The 24,722-nt window shown below is 68.9% G+C and carries 20 protein-coding genes and 1 pseudogene; 9 read left to right on the top strand and 12 right to left on the bottom strand.

Annotated features, from left to right (window positions below; all coding sequences use genetic code 11):
• Positions 1-11: 11 nt before the first annotated feature.
• Positions 12-1,022 (bottom strand): LacI family DNA-binding transcriptional regulator, encoded by a 1,011-nt coding sequence (locus tag K7G19_RS08390; protein WP_226106799.1) that lies wholly within the window; start codon positions 1,020-1,022, stop codon positions 12-14.
• A gap of 295 nt (positions 1,023-1,317) precedes the next feature.
• On the opposite strand from K7G19_RS08390, the gene K7G19_RS08395 reads away from it, so the two are divergent.
• From K7G19_RS08395 to garD, 3 genes are all read left to right on the top strand, one after another.
• The gene (locus K7G19_RS08395; RefSeq protein ID WP_226106800.1) at positions 1,318-2,454 is read left to right on the top strand and encodes a mandelate racemase/muconate lactonizing enzyme family protein; all 1,137 of its coding nucleotides are present in this window, start codon (positions 1,318-1,320) and stop codon (positions 2,452-2,454) included.
• A 125-nt stretch (positions 2,455-2,579) separates the two neighbouring features.
• A complete protein-coding gene (locus K7G19_RS08400) occupies positions 2,580-3,539 on the top strand; it encodes a tripartite tricarboxylate transporter substrate binding protein (RefSeq protein ID WP_149318476.1) in 960 nt (319 codons plus the stop codon).
• Between the two features lie 25 nt (positions 3,540-3,564).
• Positions 3,565-5,127 carry a galactarate dehydratase gene (garD, locus tag K7G19_RS08405; RefSeq protein WP_226107061.1) on the top strand — a complete coding sequence of 521 codons (1,563 nt, stop codon included), beginning with the start codon at positions 3,565-3,567 and terminating at the stop codon, positions 5,125-5,127.
• Here garD and eutC read toward each other — a convergent pair.
• From eutC to K7G19_RS08420, 3 genes are all read right to left on the bottom strand, one after another.
• Complete coding sequence (gene eutC, locus K7G19_RS08410; protein WP_149318478.1) at positions 5,105-5,890, bottom strand: ethanolamine ammonia-lyase subunit EutC; 786 nt, start codon at positions 5,888-5,890, stop codon at positions 5,105-5,107. The two genes, garD and eutC, sit on opposite strands and share 23 nt — an antisense overlap.
• 18 nt (positions 5,891-5,908) lie before the next feature.
• The gene (locus K7G19_RS08415) at positions 5,909-7,291 is read right to left on the bottom strand and encodes an ethanolamine ammonia-lyase subunit EutB (protein ID WP_226106801.1); all 1,383 of its coding nucleotides are present in this window, start codon (positions 7,289-7,291) and stop codon (positions 5,909-5,911) included.
• Positions 7,292-7,708: 417 nt separating this feature from the next.
• Entirely contained in the window at positions 7,709-8,410 is a 702-nt protein-coding gene (locus tag K7G19_RS08420; protein ID WP_226106802.1) for a FadR/GntR family transcriptional regulator, read from the bottom strand.
• 297 nt (positions 8,411-8,707) lie between these two features.
• Here K7G19_RS08420 and K7G19_RS08425 point away from each other — a divergent pair, with 297 nt between their 5' ends.
• The 5 genes and pseudogenes from K7G19_RS08425 (at position 8,708) to K7G19_RS08445 (ending at position 14,467) form a co-directional block, all read left to right on the top strand.
• Positions 8,708-9,679, top strand: coding sequence for a (Fe-S)-binding protein (locus tag K7G19_RS08425; protein WP_226106803.1), 972 nt, complete (start codon positions 8,708-8,710; stop codon positions 9,677-9,679).
• A pseudogene (locus tag K7G19_RS08430) lies at positions 9,676-10,395 on the top strand (lactate utilization protein C); the annotation flags it as partial. The gene K7G19_RS08425 and the pseudogene K7G19_RS08430, both read left to right, overlap by 4 nt.
• A 116-nt stretch (positions 10,396-10,511) precedes the next feature.
• On the top strand, positions 10,512-11,957 hold the full coding sequence (locus K7G19_RS08435; protein WP_226106806.1) for a LutB/LldF family L-lactate oxidation iron-sulfur protein: 1,446 nt from the start codon (positions 10,512-10,514) through the stop codon (positions 11,955-11,957).
• 180 nt (positions 11,958-12,137) lie between these two features.
• Positions 12,138-13,859, top strand: coding sequence for a lactate permease LctP family transporter (locus tag K7G19_RS08440; protein ID WP_226106807.1), 1,722 nt, complete (start codon positions 12,138-12,140; stop codon positions 13,857-13,859).
• Positions 13,860-13,987: 128 nt separating this feature from the next.
• Positions 13,988-14,467, top strand: a complete 480-nt coding sequence (locus tag K7G19_RS08445) for a hypothetical protein (protein ID WP_150084814.1) — start codon at positions 13,988-13,990, stop codon at positions 14,465-14,467.
• Positions 14,468-14,523: 56 nt separating this feature from the next.
• Here K7G19_RS08445 and K7G19_RS08450 read toward each other — a convergent pair whose 3' ends face one another.
• From K7G19_RS08450 to K7G19_RS08480, 7 genes are all read right to left on the bottom strand, one after another.
• Positions 14,524-15,714: a Xaa-Pro peptidase family protein gene (locus K7G19_RS08450; protein WP_149318484.1), complete on the bottom strand. Its 1,191-nt coding sequence runs from the start codon at positions 15,712-15,714 to the stop codon at positions 14,524-14,526.
• Positions 15,715-15,721: 7 nt separating this feature from the next.
• Positions 15,722-16,690 carry a tripartite tricarboxylate transporter substrate binding protein gene (locus K7G19_RS08455; protein ID WP_226106809.1) on the bottom strand — a complete coding sequence of 323 codons (969 nt, stop codon included), beginning with the start codon at positions 16,688-16,690 and terminating at the stop codon, positions 15,722-15,724.
• A 197-nt stretch (positions 16,691-16,887) separates the two neighbouring features.
• Positions 16,888-17,487, bottom strand: coding sequence for a TetR/AcrR family transcriptional regulator (locus K7G19_RS08460; RefSeq protein ID WP_149318486.1), 600 nt, complete (start codon positions 17,485-17,487; stop codon positions 16,888-16,890).
• Positions 17,488-17,608: 121 nt separating this feature from the next.
• Complete coding sequence (locus K7G19_RS08465) at positions 17,609-17,962, bottom strand: DUF1428 domain-containing protein (RefSeq protein WP_149318487.1); 354 nt, start codon at positions 17,960-17,962, stop codon at positions 17,609-17,611.
• Between the two features lie 189 nt (positions 17,963-18,151).
• Positions 18,152-19,288, bottom strand: a complete 1,137-nt coding sequence (locus K7G19_RS08470; RefSeq protein ID WP_226106811.1) for a CaiB/BaiF CoA-transferase family protein — start codon at positions 19,286-19,288, stop codon at positions 18,152-18,154.
• A gap of 69 nt (positions 19,289-19,357) precedes the next feature.
• Positions 19,358-20,347: a tripartite tricarboxylate transporter substrate binding protein gene (locus K7G19_RS08475; RefSeq protein ID WP_226106813.1), complete on the bottom strand. Its 990-nt coding sequence runs from the start codon at positions 20,345-20,347 to the stop codon at positions 19,358-19,360.
• A gap of 202 nt (positions 20,348-20,549) precedes the next feature.
• Positions 20,550-22,340, bottom strand: coding sequence for an acyl-CoA dehydrogenase family protein (locus K7G19_RS08480; RefSeq protein ID WP_226106815.1), 1,791 nt, complete (start codon positions 22,338-22,340; stop codon positions 20,550-20,552).
• 321 nt (positions 22,341-22,661) lie between these two features.
• On the opposite strand from K7G19_RS08480, the gene K7G19_RS08485 reads away from it, so the two are divergent.
• Positions 22,662-23,642, top strand: a complete 981-nt coding sequence (locus K7G19_RS08485; protein ID WP_226106817.1) for a tripartite tricarboxylate transporter substrate binding protein — start codon at positions 22,662-22,664, stop codon at positions 23,640-23,642.
• Positions 23,643-23,657: 15 nt separating this feature from the next.
• On the opposite strand, the gene K7G19_RS08490 is transcribed toward K7G19_RS08485, so the two are convergent.
• Positions 23,658-24,716, bottom strand: a complete 1,059-nt coding sequence (locus K7G19_RS08490) for a DnaJ C-terminal domain-containing protein (RefSeq protein ID WP_190286447.1) — start codon at positions 24,714-24,716, stop codon at positions 23,658-23,660.
• Positions 24,717-24,722 lie beyond the last annotated feature (6 nt).

Consider the following 24,722-nt stretch of genomic DNA (forward strand, 5'->3'; position numbering starts at 1 on the left):
CGCGCCGAGCTTTAATCCGGCCCGCCCGTCGACGCCCGCTCGATCACGCGAAAGCCCACGTCGACGATGCGCGGCTCCACCGGCAGGCCCTTGCACTTGTCCAGGATCAGCCGCGCGGCGGTCGCGCCGATACGCGCGGCATCGACCTGGACCGTGGTCAGCGACGGCGCCATGTGCGCGGACGCCTCGGCATCGCCGAAGCCGCAGACCGCCAGATCCTCGGGCACGCGCAGGCCGCGCGCCTGCGCTTCGACCAGCACGCCCTGCGCCAGCTGGTCCGAGCTGCAGCAGATCGCCTGCAGCCGTGGCTCCTTCTCCAGCAGCTCCGCCAGAGCGCGCCGCCCCAACGGCAGATTGCTGGGCGCCGGCACGACCGCGGTCGGCACCGGCCGGCCGAAGGTCGACACGAAGGCCTCCGAGCGCAGGCGTGCCCGGCGATCGTCGCCGGTGGCGATGCCCACGCGCTGCCAGCCCTTCGACAGGAAATAGCCGGCCACCGCGCTGCCGACCTTGACGTGCGAAAAGCCGACCGCCATGTCCACCGGCCGGTCGCTGAGCTCCCACGTCTCGACCACCGGAATGCCGGACTGCCGCAGCCGCTCGCGCGCCGCCTCCGACTGGATCAGCCCGGTGACGACGATGCCGTCCGGGCGCCGGCCGATCATCGCGTTGAGCAACGCCTCCTCGCGCGAATCGTCGTAGCTGCTCTGGCCGAGGATCAGGTGGTAGCCGGCCGCCTCCAGCGTCTCGGTCAGCGCCTTGATGGTCGGCAGGAACTGCGTCACCGCGATATCGGGCACGACCGCCGCCACCATCAGGCTGCGCCGCGACTTCAGTCCGCCTGCGATGAGGTTCGGGATATAGCCCACCGCCTCCGCCGCCTGCTGCACGCGTTCGATGGTCTTGGCCGACACCATGCCGGGATTGCTGAGCGCGCGGGACGCGGTGATCAGCGACACGCCGGCCTCGCAGGCGACGTCATGCAGGGTCACGGACTTGTTCTGGGCTTTGGTGGGGGCCACGTCGGGGTCTCGGATCAAGGCAAAAGGTAGGGCAACGACAGGGCAACGGACAGGGCAACGGACGGGCGGCTTCGGGAAAGCCATGAGCCGGCATCGTGGCGAAGCGCGTTGACAGCGATGATATGACAACGTTAGCATTTCGCCGAAACGTGCCCGTTCCTGTCGCGCCGCCGTACAAAATCGCTGTGCACGGCGCCCGACATTGTAACGGGCTTGTTTTGGCGGCGGAATGACAACGTTGTCATTTCGCACCGCAAGACGAAGACGATTACCCCCCGCCCAACGGAGACACCCCATGACCCTCGCCGCCGACCGCATCGCCTGGATCCGCCTGTCCAGCTGCTTTCTGCCGCTGGCCACCCCGATCAGCGACGCCAAGGTGCTGACCGGCCGCCAGAAGCCGATGACCGAGGTCGCGATCCTGTTCGCCGAGATCACGACCGCGGACGGGCGCGAGGGCATGGGCTTCAGCTATTCCAAGCGCGCCGGCGGTCCCGGCCAGTACGCCCATGCCTGCGAACTGGCGCCGACGCTGCTGGGCGAAGACCCCAGCGACATCGCGCGGCTGTGGGACAGGCTGTGCTGGGCCGGCGCCTCGGTCGGGCGCAGCGGCATGGCGACGCAGGCGATCGGCGCCTTCGACGTCGCGCTGTGGGACCTGAAGGCGCGCCGGGCGGGCCTGTCGCTGGCCAAGCTGCTCGGCGCGCAGCGCAATGCGGTGCGCTGCTACAACACCTCGGGCGGCTTCTTGCATACGCCGCTCGATCAGCTGTTGATCAACGCCGCCGCCTCGGTCGAGCGCGGCATCGGCGGCATCAAGCTCAAGGTCGGCCAGCCCGACGGCGCGCGCGACCTCGAACGGGTCGGCGCCGTACGCAAGCAGCTGGGCGACGCCGTGCCGCTGATGGTCGACGCCAACCAGCAGTGGGACCGCCCCACCGCGCAGCGCATGTGCCGCACGCTGGAGCCGTTCAACCTGGTCTGGATCGAGGAGCCGCTGGACGCCTACGACCACGAGGGTCATGCCGCGCTGGCCGCGCAGTTCGATACACCGATCGCCACCGGCGAGATGCTGACCAGCGCCGCCGAACACTGGGACCTGATCCGCCACCGCGCCGCCGACTACCTGATGCCCGACGCCCCGCGCGTGGGCGGCATCACGCCGTTCCTGAAGGTCGCGGCGCTGGCCGAGCACGCCGGCCTGATGCTGGCCCCCCATTTCGCGATGGAGCTGCACATCCACCTGGCGGCGGCGTATCCGCGCGAGCCCTGGGTCGAGCATTTCGACTGGCTCGAGCCGCTGTTCAACGAGCGGCTGGAGATCCGCGATGGCCGCATCGCCGTGCCGACGCGGCCGGGCCTGGGCGTATCGATCAGCGAGCAGGCGCGTGCGTGGACCCGCGCGCAGGCCGAATTCGGCGAGCGCCCGTAACGGCGACCACCCGACGAGAACCCGGCAGACGGGGCAGTAAACAGGCAGGAATAGACAGAAACAGGCCGGCGCCCAGGACCGGCCGATGCACGACAAGCGCAGACCCCATCCTCAAGGAGACACTGATGAAACGCCTGATCGCCACGCTGGCCTTCGGCCTCGCCACCACGCTGTCCGCCCACGCCGCCTGGCCCGACAAGCCGGTCACGATGGTGGTGCCCTTCCCCGCCGGCGGCTCGACCGACGTGATCGCCCGCATCCTGGGCGCCAAGCTGCAGGAGCAGACCGGCGCCAGCTTCGTGGTCGAGAACAAACCCGGCGCGGCGGGCGCGATCGGCGCCAGCTTCGTCAAGCGCGCGCCACCGGACGGCTATACGCTGCTGGTGTCCTCGCTGGGGCCGCTGGTCATCGCGCCGCATCTGATCAAGAGCACGCCCTACGACCCGGCCCGCGATTTCGACTACATCTCGGTCGCGGTGCAGGCGCCGAACATCCTCGCCGTGCCGGCGAACTCGCGCTTCCAGACGCTGCAGGAAGTCGTGGCGTACCTGAAGGCCAATCCCGGCAAGCTGACCTTCGCCTCGGCCGGCAACGGCACCAGCGACCATCTGACCGCCGAGCTGTTCTGGCAGCAGACCGGCACCAGCGGCACGCATGTCCCCTACAAGGGCGGCGCGCCGGCGATGAACGACCTGATCGGCGGCCAGGTTGATGCGACCTTCATGAACATCAATACCGCGATGCCGCACGTCAAGGCCGGCAAGATCCGCGCGCTGGCGATCACCAGCACGCAGCGCTCGCCGGTGCTGCCCTCGGTGCCGACCATGGAAGAAGCGGGCATCAAGAACCTGGTCGTCTATTCGTGGCAGGCCGTGGCGGCGCCCAGGGGACTGCCCGCCGATATCCGGGACAAGCTGCACAAGGGCATCGTCGCCGGGCTGAACGACCCCGCGGTCAAGAACAAGCTGCTCGAGGTCGGCTTCGAGATCGTCGGCAACACGCCCGAACAGTTCACCCGCTTCCAGGCCGCCGAGTCGGCCCGCTGGAAGCGCGTCATCGAAACCGGAAAGATCGCCGCCGACTGACGGCGGCACAGGAGAACCACTGATGATGCAAACGGCGAGCCGCGGCCCCGGCCAACCGCTCTATATCCGCATGCACGAGGCCGACAACGTCGCCATCGTCGCCAACGACGGCGGCCTGCCGGCCGGCGCTACCTTCCCGTGCGGGCTGCAACTGGTCGAAAACGTGCCGCAGGGCCACAAGGTCGCGCTGGTCGATCTCGACGAGGGCGCGCCGGTGCTGCGCTACAACGTCGTCATCGGCTACACGGTCAAGCCGCTGCCGCGCGGCAGCTGGGTCAACGAGCGCGTGCTGCGGATGCCGTCCGCGCCCGAGCTTGACGCGCTGCCGATCGCCAATCGCGTGCCGCCCGCGCTGCCGCCGCTGGAGGGCTACACCTTCCAGGGCTACCGCAACGCCGACGGCTCGGTCGGCACGCGCAACATCCTCGCCATCACGACCACGGTGCAGTGCGTGGCCGGCGTGGTCGACTTCGCCGTGCGCCGGATCAAGGCCGAGCTGCTGCCGCGCTATCCGAACGTCGACGACGTGGTCGCGCTGGAACACAGCTATGGCTGCGGCGTGGCCATCGACGCGCCCGATGCGGTCATCCCGATCCGCACGATCCGCAACCTCGCGCTCAATCCGAACTTCGGCGGCGAAGTGATGATCGTCAGCCTGGGCTGCGAGAAGCTGCAGCCGACGCGCCTGATCGAGGCCGGCACGATCCCGCTGCAGGTCGAGGGCGGCGCGCCCGATGTCGTGTGCCTGCAGGACGAGCGCCATGTCGGTTTCGGCTCGATGATCGATTCGATCCTGGAGACGGCCGAGCGCCATCTGCAACGGCTGAACGCGCGCCGGCGCGAGACCTGCCCGGCGTCGGACCTGGTCGTTGGCGTGCAGTGCGGCGGCAGCGATGCGTTCTCCGGCGTCACGGCCAATCCCGCGGTCGGCTTCGCCACCGACCTGCTGGTGCGCGCCGGCGCCACCGTGATGTTCTCGGAGGTCACCGAGGTGCGCGACGGCATCGACCAGCTGACCGCGCGCGCCGCCACGCCCGAGGTCGCGCAGGCGATGATCGAGCAGATGGCGTGGTACGACCATTACCTCAGCAAGGGCCGCGTCGACCGCAGCGCCAACACCACGCCGGGCAACAAGAAGGGCGGCCTGTCGAACATCGTCGAGAAGGCGATGGGCTCGATCGTCAAGTCGGGTACCGGGCCGATCCACGGCGTGGTGGCCCCCGGCGAGAAGGCCACGCAGAAGGGCCTGCTCTATGCGGCGACGCCGGCCAGCGACTTCATCTGCGGCACGCTGCAGCTGGCCGCCGGCATGAACCTGCATGTGTTCACCACCGGACGCGGCACACCGTACGGACTGGCCGAAGTCCCGGTGATCAAGGTCGCCACGCGCAGCGACCTGGCGCGCCGCTGGCACGACCTGATGGACATCGACGCCGGCCGCATCGCCACCGGCGAGGCCACCATCGAAGAGGTGGGCTGGCAGCTGTTCCACGCGATGCTGGACATCGCCAGCGGCCGCAAATCGTATGCCGAGCAGTGGAAGCTGCAGAACGCGCTGGTGCTGTTCAATCCGGCGCCGGTGACCTGAGGGCGGCGGCCTCGTTCTGGCCCAGGTCGCCGCTGTCCTCCTTGAGCCGCACGCCGCTGCAGCCGAGCGCGAGCGCGCCGCGCAGCAGCCACGCCAGCCGATCGGCCGCCTGCTGGTAGGACAGTCCCTCGGGCCGCACGTTGGAGATGCAGTTGCGCTGCGCGTCGGTGCGCCCGGGGTGCGGATCGTAGGTCAGGTAGATGCCGAGGCTGTCCGGCGAGCTGAGCCCGGGGCGTTCGCCGATCAGCATCACGACCTGGCGCGCGCGCAACAGCTCGCCGATCTCGTCGCCGAGGGCGACGCGCGACTGCTCGGCGATCGCGACCGGACCGATCCGCCAGTCGGGCAGCCGCTCCCGTACCAAGCTCAGCACCGGCACCGCATGACGCTGCGCCGCCTGTGACGACAGGCCGTCGGCGATCACGAAGGCGACGTCGCACGGCTCGCCCGCCGCCTGGCGCAGCCGCTCGCGACTGTCCCCGTCCAGCCGGCGGCCCAGATCCGGGCGGCGTAGATACTGCGCGCGATCCGCCGCGGCACTGTGGACCCGCAGGTTGGCAAACCCGGCCTCGTCCAGCGCCGCCTCGACGGCCTCGCACGACAGCGGCTGGTGCACCGCGTCGCGCGCCTGCGCATGGGCAAGGCCGAACGCGAGCACCGCATCGGTGGGCTGGCTGTGCCCCGCCCGCCCGAGCGCGATGCGCGCCGAGGTGAACTGGCGCAGCCGTTGCCAGGGATGCGGCGGAGCAAGGTTCGAAGGCATCGTTGGCTCCCGGAGCGGTTACAGGTCGTGCGCCAGTTGCAGCAGCGGCTGGCGCTCGGCCGGCTCGACCAGCCTGCCGTCGTCGCCGAGGATGCCCGTGCGCTGCAGCCATGCCTCGAACTCCGGCGCCGGCGCCAGGCCCAGCGTCTCGCGCAGATACAGCGCGTCGTGGAAGGCGGTGCTCTGGTAGTTCAGCATGATGTCGTCCGCGCCCGGCACGCCCATGATGAAGTTGACGCCGGCCACGCCGAACAGCGTCAGCAGCGTGTCCATGTCGTCCTGATCGGCCTCGGCGTGGTTGGTGTAGCAGATGTCGCAGCCCATCGGCACACCGAGCAGCTTGCCGCAGAAATGGTCCTCCAACCCCGCGCGCACGATCTGCTTGCCGTCGTACAGGTACTCCGGCCCGATGAAGCCGACCACGGTATTGACCAGCAGCGGCGAGAACGCGCGCGCCACCGCGTACGCCCGCGCCTCCATGGTCTGCTGGTCGACGCCGTGGTGGGCGTTGGCCGACAGCGCGCTGCCCTGCCCGGTCTCGAAGTACATCAGGTTGTCGCCAACCGTGCCACGCCCGAGCGACAGCGCGGCGGCGCGGGCTTCGGCCAGCAGCGCCAGGTCGATGCCGAAGCTGGCGTTGGCCTGTTCGCTGCCGGCGATCGACTGGAACACCAGGTCCACCGGCGCGCCCTGCTCGATCGCGCGCAGCGTGTTGGTGACATGGGTCAGCACGCACGATTGCGTCGGCACGCCGTGCCGCTCGCGCAGCTCGTCGATCAGCCGCAGCAGGGCCACGATCGACGCCAGGTTGTCGCCGGCGGGATTGATGCCGATGGTGGCGTCGCCGCAACCGTAGAACAGGCCATCGATGATCGATGCGGCGATCCCCTTGGGGTCGTCGGTCGGATGGTTCGGCTGCAAGCGCACCGACAGCCGGCCCGGCAGCCCGATCGTGTCGCGAAAGCGCGTGACCACGCGGCATTTGCGGGCCACCGCGATCAGGTCCTGGTTGCGCATCAGCTTGCTGACCGCCGCCGCCATCTCCGGCGTGATGCCCGGCGCCACCCGCGCCAGCACCGTGCCGTCGGTCTCATGCAGCAGCAGCCAGTTGCGGAATTCGCCGACCGTCAGCGCGGCGATCTCGGCGAAGGCATCGGCGTCGTGGCGATCGACGATCAGGCGCGTGACCTCGTCGCTTTCATAGGGAATCAGCGCCTCGTTCAGGAAGCGCGACAGCGGCAGGTCGGCCAGCACCATGCGCGCGGCCATCCGTTCTTCCTCGGTGTCGGCCGCGAGGCCGGCCAGCTGGTCGCCCGAGCGGGCCGGGCTGGCCTTGGCCAGCAGGGTCTTCAGGTCCGCGAACGCATAGCGCCGCGCGCGGATCGTTTCAGTGAACGCCATCTGTTCCCCCGGCAAGGAGTGGTGGCCCGGTCATCGCGCAGCTTGGCGTAGCTTGACGCGGCTTGGCGTGGCTTGACGCGGCTTGGCGCGATGGCGGGGCCCCTGGTCCGCAATATAGCGCGCAAACGTTACGGGAGCGGGGGGAGGGGCATATCGCGGGGTGGCTGGGCGCAAGGCGTACCCGTTTCTGCGTGCCGCTATCGCGGGCTCGGCGGCCCGCCGAACGGGTTCGATTTCCGCCCTTTCCGGTGTTGGGACGGCTCCCGTGGCTCGCTCGAGCGCCCCGCCGTAGGGCTGTCCTTCCGCTCGGCCGGTGAGACCGTACCCGTTTCTGCGTACGATCGCGTACGTGTTACCCGGCGGCACGGGGCTGCGCAATAGCGGGGGAATGCGCGTCGCCTTCCGTGCCCTGCACCGTTACTCCGCCCGGCTTCGCACGTAATCGATATGCGCCTGCATCGCCGTGCGCGCCTCTTCCGGACGCCGCGCCAGGATCGCCGCGCACAACGTCCGATGCTGCAGCAGCAGTTGTTCGGAGGCCTCCGCGTCCTGCTCGCGCAGGCCGGTGCCATTGGTCGTGATGTGCTCGCGCAGCATGCCGATCACGCTGGTATGCAGGTGCAGGAACATCGTGTTGTGCGAGGCCAGCGCGATCGCCTCGTGCAGCTTGGCGTCGGCATCCGCCTCCGCCTGCTTGTCGTCGCGGCCTCGGGCTCGCTCCAACTGGTCCAACAGCGCGCGGATCCGCCGCAGATCCTGCGTGTCGGCGCGCAGCGCGGCGAAATAGGCGGTGGCGCCTTCCAGCACGCGGCGAAATTCGAGGATGTCCTCGCGCAGCGCCGGATGATCGGCCACCAGCTGGCGCCACGGCGAGGCGATGCCGCTGCGCAGCTGCTCGGTGACGAACACGCCGGCGCCGCGCCGGCTCTGCAGCAGGCCGCGCGCGGCCAGCCGCTGGGTGGCCTCGCGCACCGTATTGCGAGCCACGCCGTAGGTCTCGGCCAGGACGCGCTCGGCCGGCAGGCGCGTACCGGCCCGCCACGTGCCGTCCAGCAGCGCGGTCTCGACCTTGCGCATCACCTCTTCCACCCGGCCGCGCTCGCGCATGCCTGCCGCCATCGTTTTCTCCCTTCGCATCGCCATGCCACGTGCTGGTCCGCCGACCGGCCCGCCACCGGGGCTGGCCACCTGGTCCGCCACCCTGCTTGCCGCCCGGTTCGCCAACTGGTCCAACCAATTTGAACCTTGTCGCCGCAGCGGGAATTATGCCGCCGAAGCGGACGCGCCTTGCGGTGCCCGATCGCGCCCCGGTCGCACCCATTGCGCCCCATCGCGCCCGCCATCAGACGCATGACGACGTCCCCAGCACCACGCATCGAGCCCGCCATTGCAGGCAGGCCATCTCCGGAGCGAGACATGATTCCGAGGCAATACCCCGAGGCCCCCGCCGAGGTGTACCTGTTCGCGACCTGCCTGGTCGACCTGTTCGTGCCGCAAGCCGGCCTGGATGCGGTCCGCCTGCTCGAGCGCGAAGGGCTGACCGTGCATTTCCCGCGCGGGCAGAGCTGCTGCGGCCAGCCGGCCTACAGCAGCGGCAACCCCGAGCAGGCGCGCGCCGTCGCACGCGCGCAGCTGGACCTGTTTTCGCAGCCTTGGCCGATCGTGGTGCCCTCCGGCTCCTGCGCCGGCATGATGCGCCATCACTGGCCCAGGCTGTTCGAGGACGACGCCGTCGCCGGGCCGAAGGCGCGCGCGCTGGCCGAGCGCGTGTACGAACTGAGCGAGTTCCTGCTGCGCGTACTGAAGGTCCGCTTTCCCGCCGCGGCGGCCTCGGGGTCGAAGTCCAGATCGGGGTCGGGGTCGGGGTCGGACTCGGGCTCGGGCTCGGGCTCCGGATCCGCCCGACCCGAAACCGTGGTGCTGCATACCTCCTGCGCGGCCCGCCGGGAGATGGGAACGCGCGTGCACGGCGTCGAGCTGATCGACGCGTTGCCCGGTGTCACACGGCTGGAACACGAGCGCGAGTCCGAATGCTGCGGTTTCGGCGGCACCTTCTCGCTGAAGCATCCGGACATCTCGGGGGCGATGGTGCAGGACAAAGTCCGCTCGGCCTGCGCGACCGGCTGCGACACGCTGGTATCGGCCGACTGCGGCTGCCTGCTCAATATCGGCCACGCCGCGCGCCGGCAGGCGCTCGGGCTCAAGGTCGAGCACATGGCCACGTTCCTGTGGCGCCGCCTTGGCAGCGGCGATGGCAGCGGTGACAGCGGTGACGATGGCAGCCGTGACAGCATCGGCGGCGGAAGCGGCGGCAGAGGAAGCGGCGGTAGCGGCGGCAGCGGCGGCGGTCGGGATGTGGCCATCGCCGGAACGGAGCCACAGCGATGAACGCCGACGACGCCCGCACCCGCATTCTCGAACGGCTGCGCGCCGCCGCGCCGGATGCAGCGAACGCAGCCGACGGCCACGCCGCCGCGCCAACGCTGAGCCGGCGCATCGATGCGCATTTCGACCTCCGCCGCGCGATGCACGCGCCCGCGGACGCCGCCACGCTGACGGACGCGATGCAGGTCAACTTGCAGGCCGCCCACGCCGAGGTGTGGCGCACCGACGAGGCCGGCTGGCCCGCACTGCTCGCCGGGCGCCTGGCCGCCGATGGCGTGCGCCGGCTGCTGTTCGATTCCCAGGGTCCCGAGGGCGCCGCGCTGTCGCGCGCCCTCCCGTCTACCGTGGAAGCCGTCGCCTATCAACGCCCCGTCGAAGACTGGAAACGCGAGCTGTTCGACACCATCGACGCCGGCTTCACGGTGGCGCGCTCCGGCATCGCCGGCACCGGCACGCTCGTGCTCGTGCCCGACGCGCGCGCACCGCGCACGGTCTCGCTGGTGCCGCCGCTGCATGTGGCGCTGGTCTACGCCGACACGCTGCATGCCGACCTGCACGCGGCCATGCGCGCCGAACGCTGGCAGGACGGCATGCCGACCAACCTGGTGCTGGTGTCCGGCCCGTCGAAGACCTCCGACATCCAGCAGACGCTGGCCTATGGCGCGCATGGACCGCGCCGGCTGTGGGTGCTGATCGTCGAGCGCGCCGGCAAGGCGCCATCGGCCGCTGTATCGGGCGCTGTATCGGGCGCTGTATCGAGCGCGCTATCGGCCGCGGTATCCGCCACGCCATCGAGCGCGGTACCGGGCGCGGTACCGGCACAGGGAGAATCCGCATGAGCGCGACCCCGATGCATTTCGTCCCCTCCGCCGATTTCAAGGCGCGCTCGCGCGCGGCGCTCGACGACCCCAAGCTGCGCAGCAGCTTCCGCGGCGCGATGGACTTCCTGCAGAACAAGCGTGCGCTCCAGTTTCCCGACGGCGACGAACTGCAGGCCCTGCGCGATCTCGGCGAGGCGGTGCGCCAGCACGCGCTGGCGCATTTGCCAGCGCTGCTGGAACAACTGGAAGCGAAGCTGACCGAAGCAGGCGTGCAGGTCCATTGGGCGCAGACGCCCGACGAGGCCAACGCGATCATCGCCGGCATTGCCGAGCGCCACGGCGCGCGCAGCGTGATCAAGGGCAAGTCGATGGCCAGCGAGGAAATCGCGCTGAACCATTACCTGGCCGAGCGCGGCATCCGCAGCCTCGAGTCGGACATGGGCGAATACATCGTCCAGCTGGCCGGCGAAGGCCCCTCGCATATCGTGATGCCGGCGATCCACAAGACGCGCGGCGATATCGCCGCGCTGTTCGAGCAGCATATCCCCGACACGCCCTACACCGAGGACGTCGACACGCTGATCCAGACGGGCCGCCGCGCGCTGCGGCACGCCTTCGTCGAGGCCGATATCGGCCTGTCCGGCGTCAACTTCGCCGCCGCCGATACCGGCGCGCTGTGGCTGGTGGAGAACGAGGGCAACGGCCGGCTGTCGACCACCGTGCCGCCGGTGCATATCGCGATCATGGGCATCGAGAAGGTGGTGGCGAGCCTGGACCATATCGTGCCGCTTGCCACGCTGCTGACGCGCTCGGCTACCGGCCAGGCGATCACCACCTACTTCAACCTGATCACCGGTCCGCGACGCGCCGGCGAGCTCGACGGCCCGCGCGAGATGCACGTGGTGCTGCTCGACAACGGCCGCACCCAGGCTTATGCCGACGCGCAACTGCGCGCGACGCTGCAGTGCATCCGCTGCGGTGCCTGCATGAACCACTGCCCGGTCTATACCCGCATCGGCGGGCACGCCTACGGCACGACCTATCCGGGCCCGATCGGCAAGATCATCTCGCCGCATCTGCTGGGACTGGACGCCACCGCCGACCTGCCGACCGCGTCGAGCCTGTGCGGCGCCTGCGGCGAGGTCTGCCCGGTGCGGATTCCGATTCCCCAGTTGCTGATCCGGCTGCGCACCGAGGCCAACCGCAATCCCGACGAGGCGGTGCAGCACCCGTTGCGCGGCCAGGGCGCGCGCTACAGCCGTGGCGAACAGCTGATCTGGCGCTTCTGGCGCGGCGCGTTCGCCCATCCGCGCCTGTATCGGCTGTTCCGCTGGGCGGCGACGCGGCTGCGGGCCTTCACGCCATCGCGGCAGATGGGGTGGACCGACCACCGCGAGCCCCTGCGGCCGGCCGCGCGCAGCCTGGCCGATCTGCTGCGCGAGCGCGGACAACCCGAATAAGCCCGGCACCCTCGCCGACAAGAGCCCCTCGTCCCCGCCAAAGCGCGGACCCAGCGGCTTCCGAAGACGCTGGATTCGCGCATTCGCGGCAACGACGCGGTGGCAACCGCAACCTCGTCGGTGGCTTCGCCGGCCACGATTTTTTCCTTTCTAGACTCGCATCCCTCGGAGGAGACCGATATGCAAACCTGGCAACAGGTCTATATGCCGCTGGGCAGCCTGTGGCTGTCCTCGCTGGCGGCCGCCATTCCCATCCTGTTCTTCTTCGTCGCGCTGGCGCTGCTGCGCATGAAGGGCCATGTGGCCGCGGCGATCACGCTGGCGCTCGCGCTGGCCGTGGCCATCGCCGGCTACGGCATGCCGGTGCCGCAGGCGCTCGCCGCCGCGGGCTACGGCTTCCTGTACGGCCTGTGGCCGATCGCCTGGATCATCGTCACCGCGGTGTTCCTGTACAAAATTGTCGTCAAGACGGGCCAGTTCGACGTGATCCGCGCCTCGGTGCTGGCGATCACCGACGACCAGCGCCTGCAGGTGCTGCTGATCGGCTTCGCCTTCGGCGCCTTCCTCGAGGGCGCGGCGGGCTTCGGTGCGCCGGTGGCGATCACCGCCGCGCTGCTGGTCGGCCTTGGCTTCAATCCGCTCTACGCGGCGGGACTGTGCCTGATCGCCAATACCGCACCGGTGGCCTTCGGCGCGATGGGCATCCCCATCATCGTGGCCGGCCAGGTCACCGGCATCGATCCCTTCCATATCGGCGCGATGGCCGGCCGGCAATTGCCGCTGCTGTCGCTGGCCGTGCCGTTCTGGCTGGTGTTCATGATGGACGGCGTCAAGGGCGTGCGCGAGACCTGGCCCGCCGCGCTGGTCACCGGCGCAAGCTTCGCGGTGACGCAGTACTTCACCGCCAACCATATCGGGCCGGAGCTGCCGGACATCACCTCCGCGCTGGTCAGCCTGGTGTCGCTGTCGGCCTTCCTGAAGGTGTGGCAGCCGCGCAGCGCGACGCGCGCCGCCAGCGCATCGCTGCGTGCCGGCCACGGCGGCGCCGCGGCGCTCGGCGGCTTCGGCGACATGGGCGGCTTGCCGACGATCGGCGCCACGAACCGGCGCAAGGCCTCGCCCTACACGCTCGCGCAAACGGTGTGCGCCTGGGCGCCGTTCGGCATCCTGACCGCGATCGTCACGGTATGGAGCCTGCAGCCGTTCAAGGCGCTGTTCGCCTCCGGCGGCGCGCTGGCCGGCACGGTGCTGAAGTTCCCGGTGCCGTGGCTGGACCAGCTGGTCGTCAAGACCGCGCCGATCGTCGCCGCGCCCAAGGCCTACGATGCCGTGCTGAAGATCGACCTGCTGTCCGCCGTCGGCACCGCGATCCTGCTGACCGCGCTGATCTCCGCCGTGCTGCTGCGCATGTCGCCGCGCGCGCTGGTGGCGACCTTCGGCGAGACGCTGCTGGAGCTGCGCCGCCCCATCCTGTCGATCGGACTGGTGCTCGCCTTCGCCTTCGTTGCCAACTACTCGGGCATGTCGTCGACGCTGGCGCTGCTGCTCGCCGGCACCGGCGCGGCCTTCCCGTTCTTCTCGCCGTTCCTCGGCTGGCTCGGCGTATTCCTGACCGGCTCCGATACCTCGTCGAACGCGCTGTTCTGCTCGCTGCAGAGCACGACCGCGCATCAGATCGGCGTCTCCGACACGCTGCTGGTCGCCGCCAACACCACGGGCGGCGTGACCGGCAAGATGATCTCGCCGCAGTCCATCGCGGTGGCGTGCGCCGCGACGGGACTGGTCGGCCGCGAGTCGGAGCTGTTCCGCTTCACGGTCAAGCACAGCCTGCTGTTCGCGGTGATCGTCGGCATCATCACGATGGTGCAGGCGTATTGGTTGACGGGGATGATTCCGGGCTAGGACGCCGATCGCCACGTGCACGCTCTTCGATGGACGGCGGCGAAAAGCGAAAGCAGGGGATTGGGTGGGATGGGATAGTGCCGCATCGATCGAGTCGGTGCGCTGTTGGGCCACTACGATGACTGCCTGTGCCGACGATCGATGCCGACCGTTTTCACCTCTGCCCAAACATGTCCATGAGCACCGCCCACGATCCTTACGCCACCGGCGACGATGCAATGCCTATCGATCCTCATCGCTCGAGGCCTTTTCGACGCCGCGACGAGTCGATGTCCCGGGAAGACCTGGTCCATCTGGTCCGCAAGCAAGCCGCAGCAACCGTCGCACCGTGGGGAGTGTTCGCCGCCGTGGGCACCGGGATAGGCCTGATCCTCTCGGTAATGGGGTACATGAACTCCACCACTCAGGACAAGGTGGACAAGGGAACCGGCCCGCTCAGTGTTCAGATTGTCGAGTTGGACAAGCGGCTGAGCGGCCGGCTCGATGCGCTGGAGGGCCGGCTCGGAGCGCTGGAGGGCCGGCTCGGAGCGCTGGAGGTTCGAGTCGGGGCGGTTGAGACCCGGCTGGAGCGGATGGACGCCAAGCTCGACCGCCTGCTTGGCAAGTAGATCGCTGCGGGGCCCATCCGCATGCCGCCGCGAATGGCCCGCCCCTGCCTCCCCGCCTACTCCACCGTCGCGTAAGCCAGCGTCTTCGGCGTCTTGACGATGACCTCGGGCCGCTCACCGACGATCACCGTGTCGTCGAGCCGGAAGCCGCCGAGTCCATAGACATACAGCCCCGGCTCGGCGGAATACACCTCCCCTGCCAGCAGGGGCCGCGTATTGAACGCCATGTCTTCCGGATACTCATGCAGCATCAGGCCGACGGCATGGCCCGTCCGGTGGAAGACGTACTGCGCGCAGTCGGCCCGCTCGATCACCTGCAACGCCGCGGCATCCATGTCGCACACGCGTTTCCCCAGCACCGCCGCTGCCACCGCGGCGTCGGTAGCTTCCGCGGCCACCGAGTACAGGCGGGCCTGCTGGTCCGTCGGCTTGCCGCAGAACCACGTGCGCTCGTTCTCGACGTAGAGTCCATTCAGGCGCGGCAGCACCAGATTGACGATCGTGTCGCCCGCCGAGATGCGCGCGCCGCAAGCCGCGCCGTCGCCGTGGGGCGAAGCGGATGCGGGCCCGGACAGCGTCCAGCATTTGAGAATGTCGAAGTCCTCGCCGGGGAAACGGCGAGCGGCTTCCTCGACCATCAGGGCCGCCATGGCATGGTCCAGTTCCTGGACCAGCCGGCCCGCGCGGATGTTCTCGCGATAGCGATCCTGTACCCAATCGGTCAGCGCCCCGAGCTCGCGCATCACCTGCAGTTCCTCGGGATGCTTGACCCAACGCAGGCCACGCATGTCGCCCATGGACGGCCGCAGTGTCAGCTCGGGCAGATGGCGCTGTGCCGCCGTCAGGATCGGATGTGCGACATCGACGGCGATGCGCGACATGCCCAGACCCTTCTCAGCCAGAAGCCCGGCGACGACCTCGGGCAGCTGCGGCACCAGCGGCAGGCGATGGGAAATGCGTGGGTGCTCGGCGTAATAGGTGATATCCGACAACCATACCTTCCCCTTCTCGGTGGCGAAGCGCATATGGTTGGTCGACAGTTCGTTCATCACCGCGAAGGTGTCGCCATTGCGCGGAACGACCACGAAGACCGGCCGTTCCCATGGCCATACGTCCAGCTGGAAGTTGGTCGCGAACTGGAAGAAGTCGGGCGTGCCGAAGACCAGCGCATCGACGCGCAGCCGATCCATCAGCTTGCGCATCGACGCCAGGCGGTATTCGTGGACGGCTTTTGTCAGATGAGGCATGGCTTGATCAGAGAGAAATGCCGAGTTTGCGGATGATCGGACCCCAGGCTTCGGAGTCGCGCTTCATGTAGCGCTCGACTTCCGTCGAGGGGCCCTTGATCGGTTCGAGGAACTGGAAGGCGAGCTTTTCCTTCAGTTGCGGGTCGTCCAGCGCCTGCTTGATATCGGCGTTGATCTTATGCACCAGCGCGGCCGGCGTTCCGGCCTTGGCGACGATCGCATACCAGCCCGGCACCGCGATGTCATAGCCCAGTTCCTTGAAGGTGGGCACGTTGGGCAGCGCCGCAAGGCGCTTGTCGCCGGTGACGGCGAGCGGCACGAGCTTCTGTCCGGCGATGTTGGCGTGCACGCCCGCCACCACGTTCATCATCACCGGGGTCTGTCCGTTCATCAGGCTGGTAGCGCCGCCCGGGCCGTTGAAGGGAACATGCTGCAGCTTGATGCCGGCCTTTTCGGCCACCAGCTCCATCGCGAGATGGGTGGAGTTGCCGACGCCGCCCGATGCGAAGCTGATCTCGCCCGGACGCGCCCTGGCCATCTGCACGAACTCCTGCAAGGTCTTGACGCCCAGCGACGGTGCGGCGACGAATACAAAGGGCGAGTTCGCCAGCATCGCGACCCCGACCAGATCCTTCGACGGGCGATAGGGCAGCTTCGGATACAGATGAGGGTTGAAGCTCAGGTTCGACACGCCGGCAAAGAACAGCGTGTAGCCGTCGGCCGGCTGGGACAACACGTAGTTGATGGCCAGCGCGCCGTTGGCGCCAGGCTTGTTTTCGACCACGACGGCCTGCTTCCACGCGTGTCCCAACCGTTCGGCCAGCGCCCGCGCCAGTACGTCGTTGCCCGTTCCGCCCGCCTGCGGCACCACCAGCCGTACCGGCCGGGCGGGGTAGGTTTCAGCCTGCCCGATACCCGGCAGCGCCGCCGCCAGCACTGCGCCCGCAGTCCAGCTCATCCATGTTCGCCGTTTCATGCTGCACTCACCTTGTCTTCGATCCATCTCGGCCGATCCGTCCGGTCGATTCATCTCGGTCGAGAATCACTTCGACCGCCACCCACGGCTGTCGAATCGAGACGCAATGTACCATGTGGTACATTGCCGGGTGTAGCGAGGGTATACGCGAATCACCGGGGGAAATCAGGGGCTGGTGCGTAGCGGCAGCGAGGGGATCAGGGCCGACGGTGGCGTGCCATCATTTCGGCGAAGTACTCGATGGCAGCGGTCGTGCCCTTGCGGTCGCCGGTGGTCACCAGATCGAGCAGCAGCCCGCGAATCGTGGCGACTTCGACGCGGGCGAGCAGCCTGGCCTCGGTGCGGCTCATCCCCAGATTGCGCTCGAAGCGTTCGGCCAGCATGCCGGTCCAGCTGCCGATCACGTCCTCGAGAAAGCCGCTGAAGCGTTCGCGGTCGCGGATGGCGCGGCCGTATATTTCGAACACCAGTTGCATGATGGGCAGGTAGTTCGACGCCGAGTATCGCTGCCAGGCGGAGACCAGCGCCGTCTTCGGATCCGTGCCTTCGGCCAGCGTCTGCTGCCGCGCCTGCTGTTCGGCATGCCGGATGCGATGCAGCAGCGCCTGCCAGAATCCGTCCGCGGAACCGAAGTAGTAGATCAGCATGCGATGGCTGGTACCCAGGGCCTCCGCGACGCTGCGCAGCGACAGATCGCCCAGGCCGTGGTTGAGCACATGCTCGGTGGCCGCATCCAGCAGTTGAAGGGCTTGCTCGCTGGTCGCGCGCTTGCTGGTGTCGGATTTCTTCGTGGGCATCGGGTAGCGGTCGGTAGGCGGGACAACGACAGGCAGCGTCGCGAACCGCGATTCTAGCCGCGGTCCGCCCCATCGCAAGCCATTCCGCCGCTACGCCCTGGCGGGCGAGGCGGCCCGGCGCTCAGGCCTGGACGATCGTCTCGAAGCCGCCGTAGATCATCCGCTGCCCATCGAAGGGCATGTTCTGCATGTCGTTCGCCAGCCGCGGATCGGCCAGCGACGCCTTCATGCCCTCGTCCCGCTTCTCGCGCGAGGGCCACTCGATCCACGAGAACACCACGGACTCGTCGTCCTTGCGCTGGACCGCCATGGTGAACGACGTGACCTTGCCCTCGGGCACATCGTCGCCCCAGCACTCGTACACCCGGAGGGCGCCGTACTCCTTGAACACCTGCGCGGCCTTCTGCGCCATTTCGCGGTAGGCCTCGCGATTGGCGGTGGGCACAGCAATGACAAAACCGTCGACATAGGACATGGTGGTCTCCTTGGGAATCGATTGGCACCGGCGCTCATGTCCGCGCCGGGTGGCGCAGCCTCACGCTCGGAATGCGTCTCGTTACCATAGTGCAAGAACCGCAATGTCCAAAGTGGACAGCAGGCCAGCCCTCCCGCCTGGCTCTTCCGCTTGACTCTCCCGCTTTACTCTCCCGCTTTACTCTCCCGCTTAACTCTCCCCGTCGCGAGGCAGGAAGCGGTCCCCCTCGGCCAGCGGCGCGAAGCGATAGGTCGCCGGCGTGCGCGACAGCTTCACCGGCGCGCCCAGCCCGCGATAGCCGCCCTCCATCTCGACCACCATCTCGCGATGCGCCGTATGGGGATGCTGCAGGGCATCCGGCACCGACAGCACCGGCGCGCACGGCACACCGGCCTGCACCAGCGCGTCGGCCAGCGCCTTGCCGTCACGCGTGCCGAGCAGCGCCTCCAGTTCGGCCTTCAGCGCGGATCGATTGACCGAGCGCGCCCCGGCCGTCGCATAGCGCTCGTCGTCGGCCAGTGCGGCCACGCCAAGGTGCTCGCACAGGATGCGGAACTGCCGGTCGTTGCCGACCGCGAGAAAGATGGGATCGGTGGCGGTGGCCACCGTGTCGTACGGATAGATGTTCGGATGGGCGTTGCCCGTGCGCTGCGGCGCCTTGCCGCTCATGAACCAGTTGGCGGCATGCGGATGCAGCAGCGACAGGCCGGAGTCATACAGCGCGGCCTCGACGAACTGGCCGCGGCCGCTGCGCTCGCGCTCCTGCAGGGCGAGCAGCACGCCGAGCGCGGCGTTCAGCCCGGTCACCATGTCGACCACCGGCAGGCCGACGCGCAGCGCCTCGCCGTCCGCCTCGCCGTTGATGCTCATGATGCCCGCCATCGCCTGGATCGCGGCATCGTAGCCCGGCAGGCCGCCGAGCGGTCCGTGGGCGCCGAAGCCCGACACGCGGCAGTGCACCAGCCGCGGGAAGCGTTGCGACAGGGCCTCGTAGCCCAAGCCCCATTTCTCCATGGTGCCGGTCTTGAAGTTCTCGATCAGCACGTCGGCGTCGGCCAGCAGCGCAAGCAATACCTCGCGCTCGGCCGGCGCCGCCAGATCGAGCCGCATCACGCGCTTGTTCCGGTTCAGGCCGAAGTAGTAGGACGCCACGCCGTCCTTGAACGGCGGCCCCCACGTCCGCGTGTCGTCGCCCTGCGGCGGCTCGATCTTCAGCACATCGGCGCCGTGGTCGCCCAGGATCTGCCCGCAGTACGGGCCACCCAGGATGCGCGACAGGTCGACCACCCGGATACCGGCGAGCGCGCCGGTGCTTGCTTGCGTCATCGGATTCCCTTGCTCGTTGCCATCGTCGGCGCCATCGTGAGCGCTGTCATCAATCCAGGTCGATCCGGCTCAGTCCAGCTGCGCGCCGGACTTCTGCACCACCGCGCGCCACTTGCCGACCTCGGCCTTGATGAATCCGCCCAGTTGCTCGGGCTTGGTCGAGGGCGCGAACTCGAGCCCTTGCCCCTGCAGCGTCTTGCGGACCTCCGGCTGCTTCAGCGCGTCGGCAAAGGCCGTGTTGAGCTTGCCGATGACTTCCTTGGGCGTACCGGCCGGCGCGACCACGCCGAAGAACACCGACACGTCGAAGCCGGCGACGCCCTGCTCCGCGACCGTCGGCACATCGGGCAGCGCCTGCGAGCGCTCGCGGGTGGTCACGCCGAGCGCGCGCAGCTTGCCGCTCTTGATGAAGGGCAGCGCGGTCAGCACGTCGGTAAAGGTCATGCTGACCTGGCCGCCCAGCAGATCGTTCAGCGCCGGGCCGGTGCCCTTGTACGGAATGTGCTGGAAGTCGGTGCCCGCCAGGTTGTTGAACAGCACGCCGGCCAGGTGCGACGACGCGCCGTTGCCGGACGAGGCATAGGTCAGCTTGCCGGGATTGGCCTTGGCATAGGCGATCAGCTCGGTGACGTTCTTCGCCGGCACCGACGGATTGACCACCAGCACATTGGGCAGATGGCCGATCTGGATCACCGGCGTGAAGCTCTTGACCGGGTCGTAGTTGATCTTGCGATAGAGACTGACGTTGATCGCCAGCGGCGCCGAGGTGCCGAACATCAGCGTGTAGCCATCGGGCTCGGCGCGCGCGACGGCCTCCGCGCCGATATTGCCACCGGCGCCGGCGCGGTTCTCGACTACCACCGGCTGGCCCAGCGTGTTCTTCAGCGAGGCGGCCAGCGTGCGCGCCATCGCGTCGGTCGGGCCGCCCGGCGGGTAGGTCACCACCATCATGATCGGCTTGGACGGATAGTCCTTCTGCGCGAAGGCGGGTGCGATGCCGGCGCACAGCGTCAGCGTGGAAGCGGCGGCGAGCGCCGCGAAGCGTTGCCAGGGGGTCATTTCATGTCTCCTTGTCAGGCGATGCGCCGCGGGCTTCGTCGTCCCGGGCGCTTGTTCGGGTTGTTGTGGGGTTGGGATCCGCCGCGAGGCATTGCGCGTCGCGGCGGGTGAGTCGGTGGAGCCGTGGAACCGTGGGTCTGCGTTCCGTGGGTCCGCAGGTCCCATGTCGGCAGGTATGCGGGTCTGGCGGCTCAGTAGATCTTCAGAACAGATCGACCTGATCGACCGCTCCGGCAGGCTGCACCGCGCCTTCGGCCGCCGGCGCCACGGTATCGGCCAGCCAGTCCGGCTCGGCGCCACCTGCCAGCGGATCGCGCGGCAGCACGCGGTGAATCAGCACCAGCTGGGCCAGCCGCATGCGGCGCACCGAGCCGATGCGGCCCGCTTCCCACGCCATCGCCGCCGCGCTGGTCACGTGATACAGCGCGGACGCGGCCTGCCGGGCCAGCACATCGCCGGCCGCATCGGCCTGCGCGGCGTCGGCCGCCAGCGTGCAGGCGCGTTCCAGTGCGCGGTCGAACGCCGCGCGCGCGTTGGCGTGCATCGGCGTCTGCACCAGCAGAGATTGCAGATGGGCCCGCAGCACCGGCAGGGCGCCCTCGCGCCGGATCGCGCGCAGTACGTCGAGCGCGACGATATTGCTGGTGCCTTCCCAGATCGAGCCGAGGTGGGCGTCGCGCACCAGCCGCGGATCGCTCCATTCCTCGATGTAGCCGCAGCCGCCGCGAATCTCCATGGCGTCGCCGGTGACCTTGCGCGCATCGCGGCAGGCGCGGAACTTGATCAGCGGCGTCAGGATGCGCATCAGCGGATAGGCGTCGGCCTCGCCGGCGTCGGCCCGGCGCAGCGCCTCGGCGGTCTGGAACACCATCGTGCGGGCCTGCTCGGTCGGCAGCGCCAGCTTCAGCAGCTGGCGGCGCATCAGCGGCATGTCGATCAGCCGCTTGCCGAACGCACGGCGCTCCCGCGCGATGAACAGTCCTTCCGACAACGCCCGCCGCATCAGTCCGGCGGCGCGCACGCCGTTGGAGAGGCGCGAGTTGTTGATCATGTCCGCCATCTGCACGAAGCCGCGGCCAGGCTCGCCGACCAGCCAGGCGTGCGCGCCTTCGAGGCGGATCTCGCCGCTCGCCATCGAGCGCGTGCCCAGCTTGTCCTTCAGGCGGATGATGCGATAGTGGTTCGGGCTGCCATCGGCCAGCCGGCGCGGCAGCAGGAACAGCGACACGCCCTTGATGCCGTCGGGCGCACCATCCGGACGCGCCAGCACCATCGCCAGCTCGGCGTCGGGATTCGAGCAGAACCACTTGTCGCCGGTCAGGCGCCAGCCGCCCTGCGCCTGGGGATCGGGGATCGCGCGCGTGGCCGTGGCCGCCACATCGGAGCCCGCGCCCTGCTCGGTCATGAACATCGCGCCCTGGTACAGGTCCTCGAACACCTGCGTGGTCAGGTTCGGCAGGAAGCGCTCGACCAGCGCCGGATCGCCGAACTTGCGCAGCGTGCGCGTCAGCGAATCGGTCATCGACAGCGGGCAGCACAGGCCGAACTCCGCCTGCACGAACAGATAGGTCAGCGCGTACTTGGCGGCCGCCGGCATCGGCTGCGGCCAGCCCAGCACGCCGCCGCGATGCGATACCGCCGCCAGGCCGAACTCGGCAAAGGCCACGCGTTCGAGCTCGACATAGGCCGGATGCTTGTCGATGCGCTGCGCATCGATGCCGGTGCGCGTGCGATACGTCAGCGTCGGCGGATGGTGATCGGCGGTATTGGCCAGCGCATCCAGCACGCCCCCCGCCAGCGCACCCATCCGGTCCAGATGCGGCAACAGGTGCTGGTACAGGTCCGCCGGCAGATACAGCGGCAGCAGCGCGCGAAGGTCGGGATCGCTGGCAAACAGATTGACGCCATGCTGGTCCGGCACCGGGTGCACGGACGGCGTCGCCGCGGCGGCGGGTTGCGATGAAACGTCCTGACGGACGGCGCTGGTCGGCATGCTTGTCTCCTCTTCCCACTTCTCGATATGCGGCCGGGACCGAGCCCGCCGGATGCTGGAATGTTCGAGGAACCAGCGATTTGCGTCCAATACTAATAATGGCTTGGACGATATGTTTTTTGTATAGGCGCCCACACAGGGGATTCACCTCGCTACGCTCTCATGCGTCGCTTGCAGCGCTAGGGACAAACCCGCCCTGTCACACCACCAGACCGCAACGCGTTGCATACTGTCCCGCCACGGCCGAGCCGTGCGAGCCGGGCGGGACAGCCTGGCCGTCGTATCGACACCGTCGCATCGACACCATACAAAGGAGACAACATGCAACGACGCCAAATCCTGCGCCTGGCCGGCGCGGCATGGGCGGCGGGCGTGGCCGGGATGCCGGTCGGACGCCTGCACGCCGAGGACTTTCCCGGTCGTCCCATCAAGCTGATCGTGCCCTACGGCGCCGGCGGCATCACCGACCAGATCGGCCGCGCGCTGGCCGACGCGGCCGGGCGCGAGCTGGGCCAATCGATCATCGTCGAGAACAAGCCCGGGGTCAGCGGCACGCTGGGCGCGACGCAGATGGCCACCAGCGAGCCCGCCGGCTATACGCTGACGATGGCGCCGGTGGTGATCTTCCGCTTGCCGCACGTGCAGAAGATGCGCTACGACCCGCTGAAGGACCTGACCTATATCTCGATGATCGCGGACTACAACTTCGCGGTCGCGGTGCGCACCGATGCCAAGTGGAAGACCATGCAGGAGCTGGTGGCCGAGGCCAAGGCGTCGAGCCGCGGCATCAGCTACGGCACCACCGGCATCTACGGCAGCCAGCATCTGACGATCTCGGAACTGGCGCGCATCACGCAATCGAACTGGACGCATGTCCCGTACAAGGGCGACGCCGAGGCCATCACCTCGCTGCTGGGCGGCCAGTGCGACGTGGCGATGCTGACCAACACGCTGCTGCCCTATGTGAAGAACGGCCAGTTGCGCGTGCTCGCGGTGCTGTCGGAAAAGCGCGCGCCGGACTTCCCCGATGCGCCGACGCTCAAGGAGATCGGCTATCCGGTCTGGTCCAATTCGCCGTTCGGCATCGTCGGCCCCGCCGGCATGAAGCCCGAGGTCGTCAAGAAGCTCGACACCGCGTTCCGCAACGCGCTGAAGGACCAGAAGCTGCTGACGGTGACGCAGCAGTACGGCATGTCGACCAACTATATGGGTCCGGAGCAGTACACCGCCTATGCGCAGAAGGCCTTCAAGAGCGAGGGGGCGATCATCCGGCGGCTGGCCGAGGCCATGAAGAACCAGTAAGGATTCATTCAGGGTTCATTCGCCGGCGCCGCGGCCGAGTTCGCGCAGCAGCGTCTGCTGCGACTCGGTCAGCGCGCGCAGCCGCGACGGCAGATCGATGACCACCGTCAGCAGCAGATCGCCGGTCTTTTGTTTGGCGCGATCGTGCAGGCCCATGCCGCGCACGCGGATCACGGTGCCGCTGCGCGTCATCGCCGGGATCTCGGCCATCACGGTCTTGCGAAAGCGCACCACCGGCACGCGGCCGCCGAGGCAGGCCAGCACGAAGTCGATCTTCAGTTCGCGCGTCAGGTCCAGCCCATCGACGCCGAACACGCGGTCCTTGCGCACCCGGACCTTGCACATCAGATTGCCGTTGGGGCCGCCGTCGATGCCGGCTCCGCCCATGCCGCGGGCGCGCAGCACGGTGCCGTCGATCACGCCCGGCTTGATCTGCACGCGCAGTGCCTTGTCGACGCGGACCTTGCCGGTCCCGCCGCAGGCGTCGCAGGGAGCCGGCTCGACGCCGCGACCCGCGCAGCGCTCGCAGGCGCCATACGCGTGGAACAGGCCGCGTCGCACCTGGCCCGTGCCGGCGCACGGCTTGCAGGCCATCATGCGGATGCCGCGTGCATCGCAGTGCAGGCAATCGACGGTCATCCTGACGCGGGTCGATGCCATGCCGCCCAGCACCGCCGTTTCCAGCGCGATGCTGGTCTCGCACAGGTAGTCGACGCCGGCCTTGCCCTGCGCGTTGCGGCGCGGGCCGCCATGCGGCCAGGCCTCGCGGGCGGGACGCGGTCCGTGGGCGCCGCGGCCGTTGCCGGTGCCATTGCCCGCGCCATTGCCGGCGCCGTGGCTGGAACCGCCACGCGGCGCGGCGCGCTCGGCGTCATAGGCCATCCGGCGGCCGGCATCCTTGAGCACCGCGAAGGCATGCTGCAATCGCTTGAACCGCTCTTCCGCGGCCTGCGGATCGTCCGGATTGCGGTCCGGATGCCAGCGCATGGCCAGCCGCCGGTACGCCTGCCGGATCTCGTCCGCCGTGGCCGTCGGGGCAACGCCTAGGGTCTGGTAGTGGTCATGGTGCGTCACGGGGGC

It is taken from the genome of Cupriavidus sp. DB3, assembly GCF_020418465.1.
GTDB lineage: Bacteria > Pseudomonadota > Gammaproteobacteria > Burkholderiales > Burkholderiaceae > Cupriavidus > Cupriavidus cauae.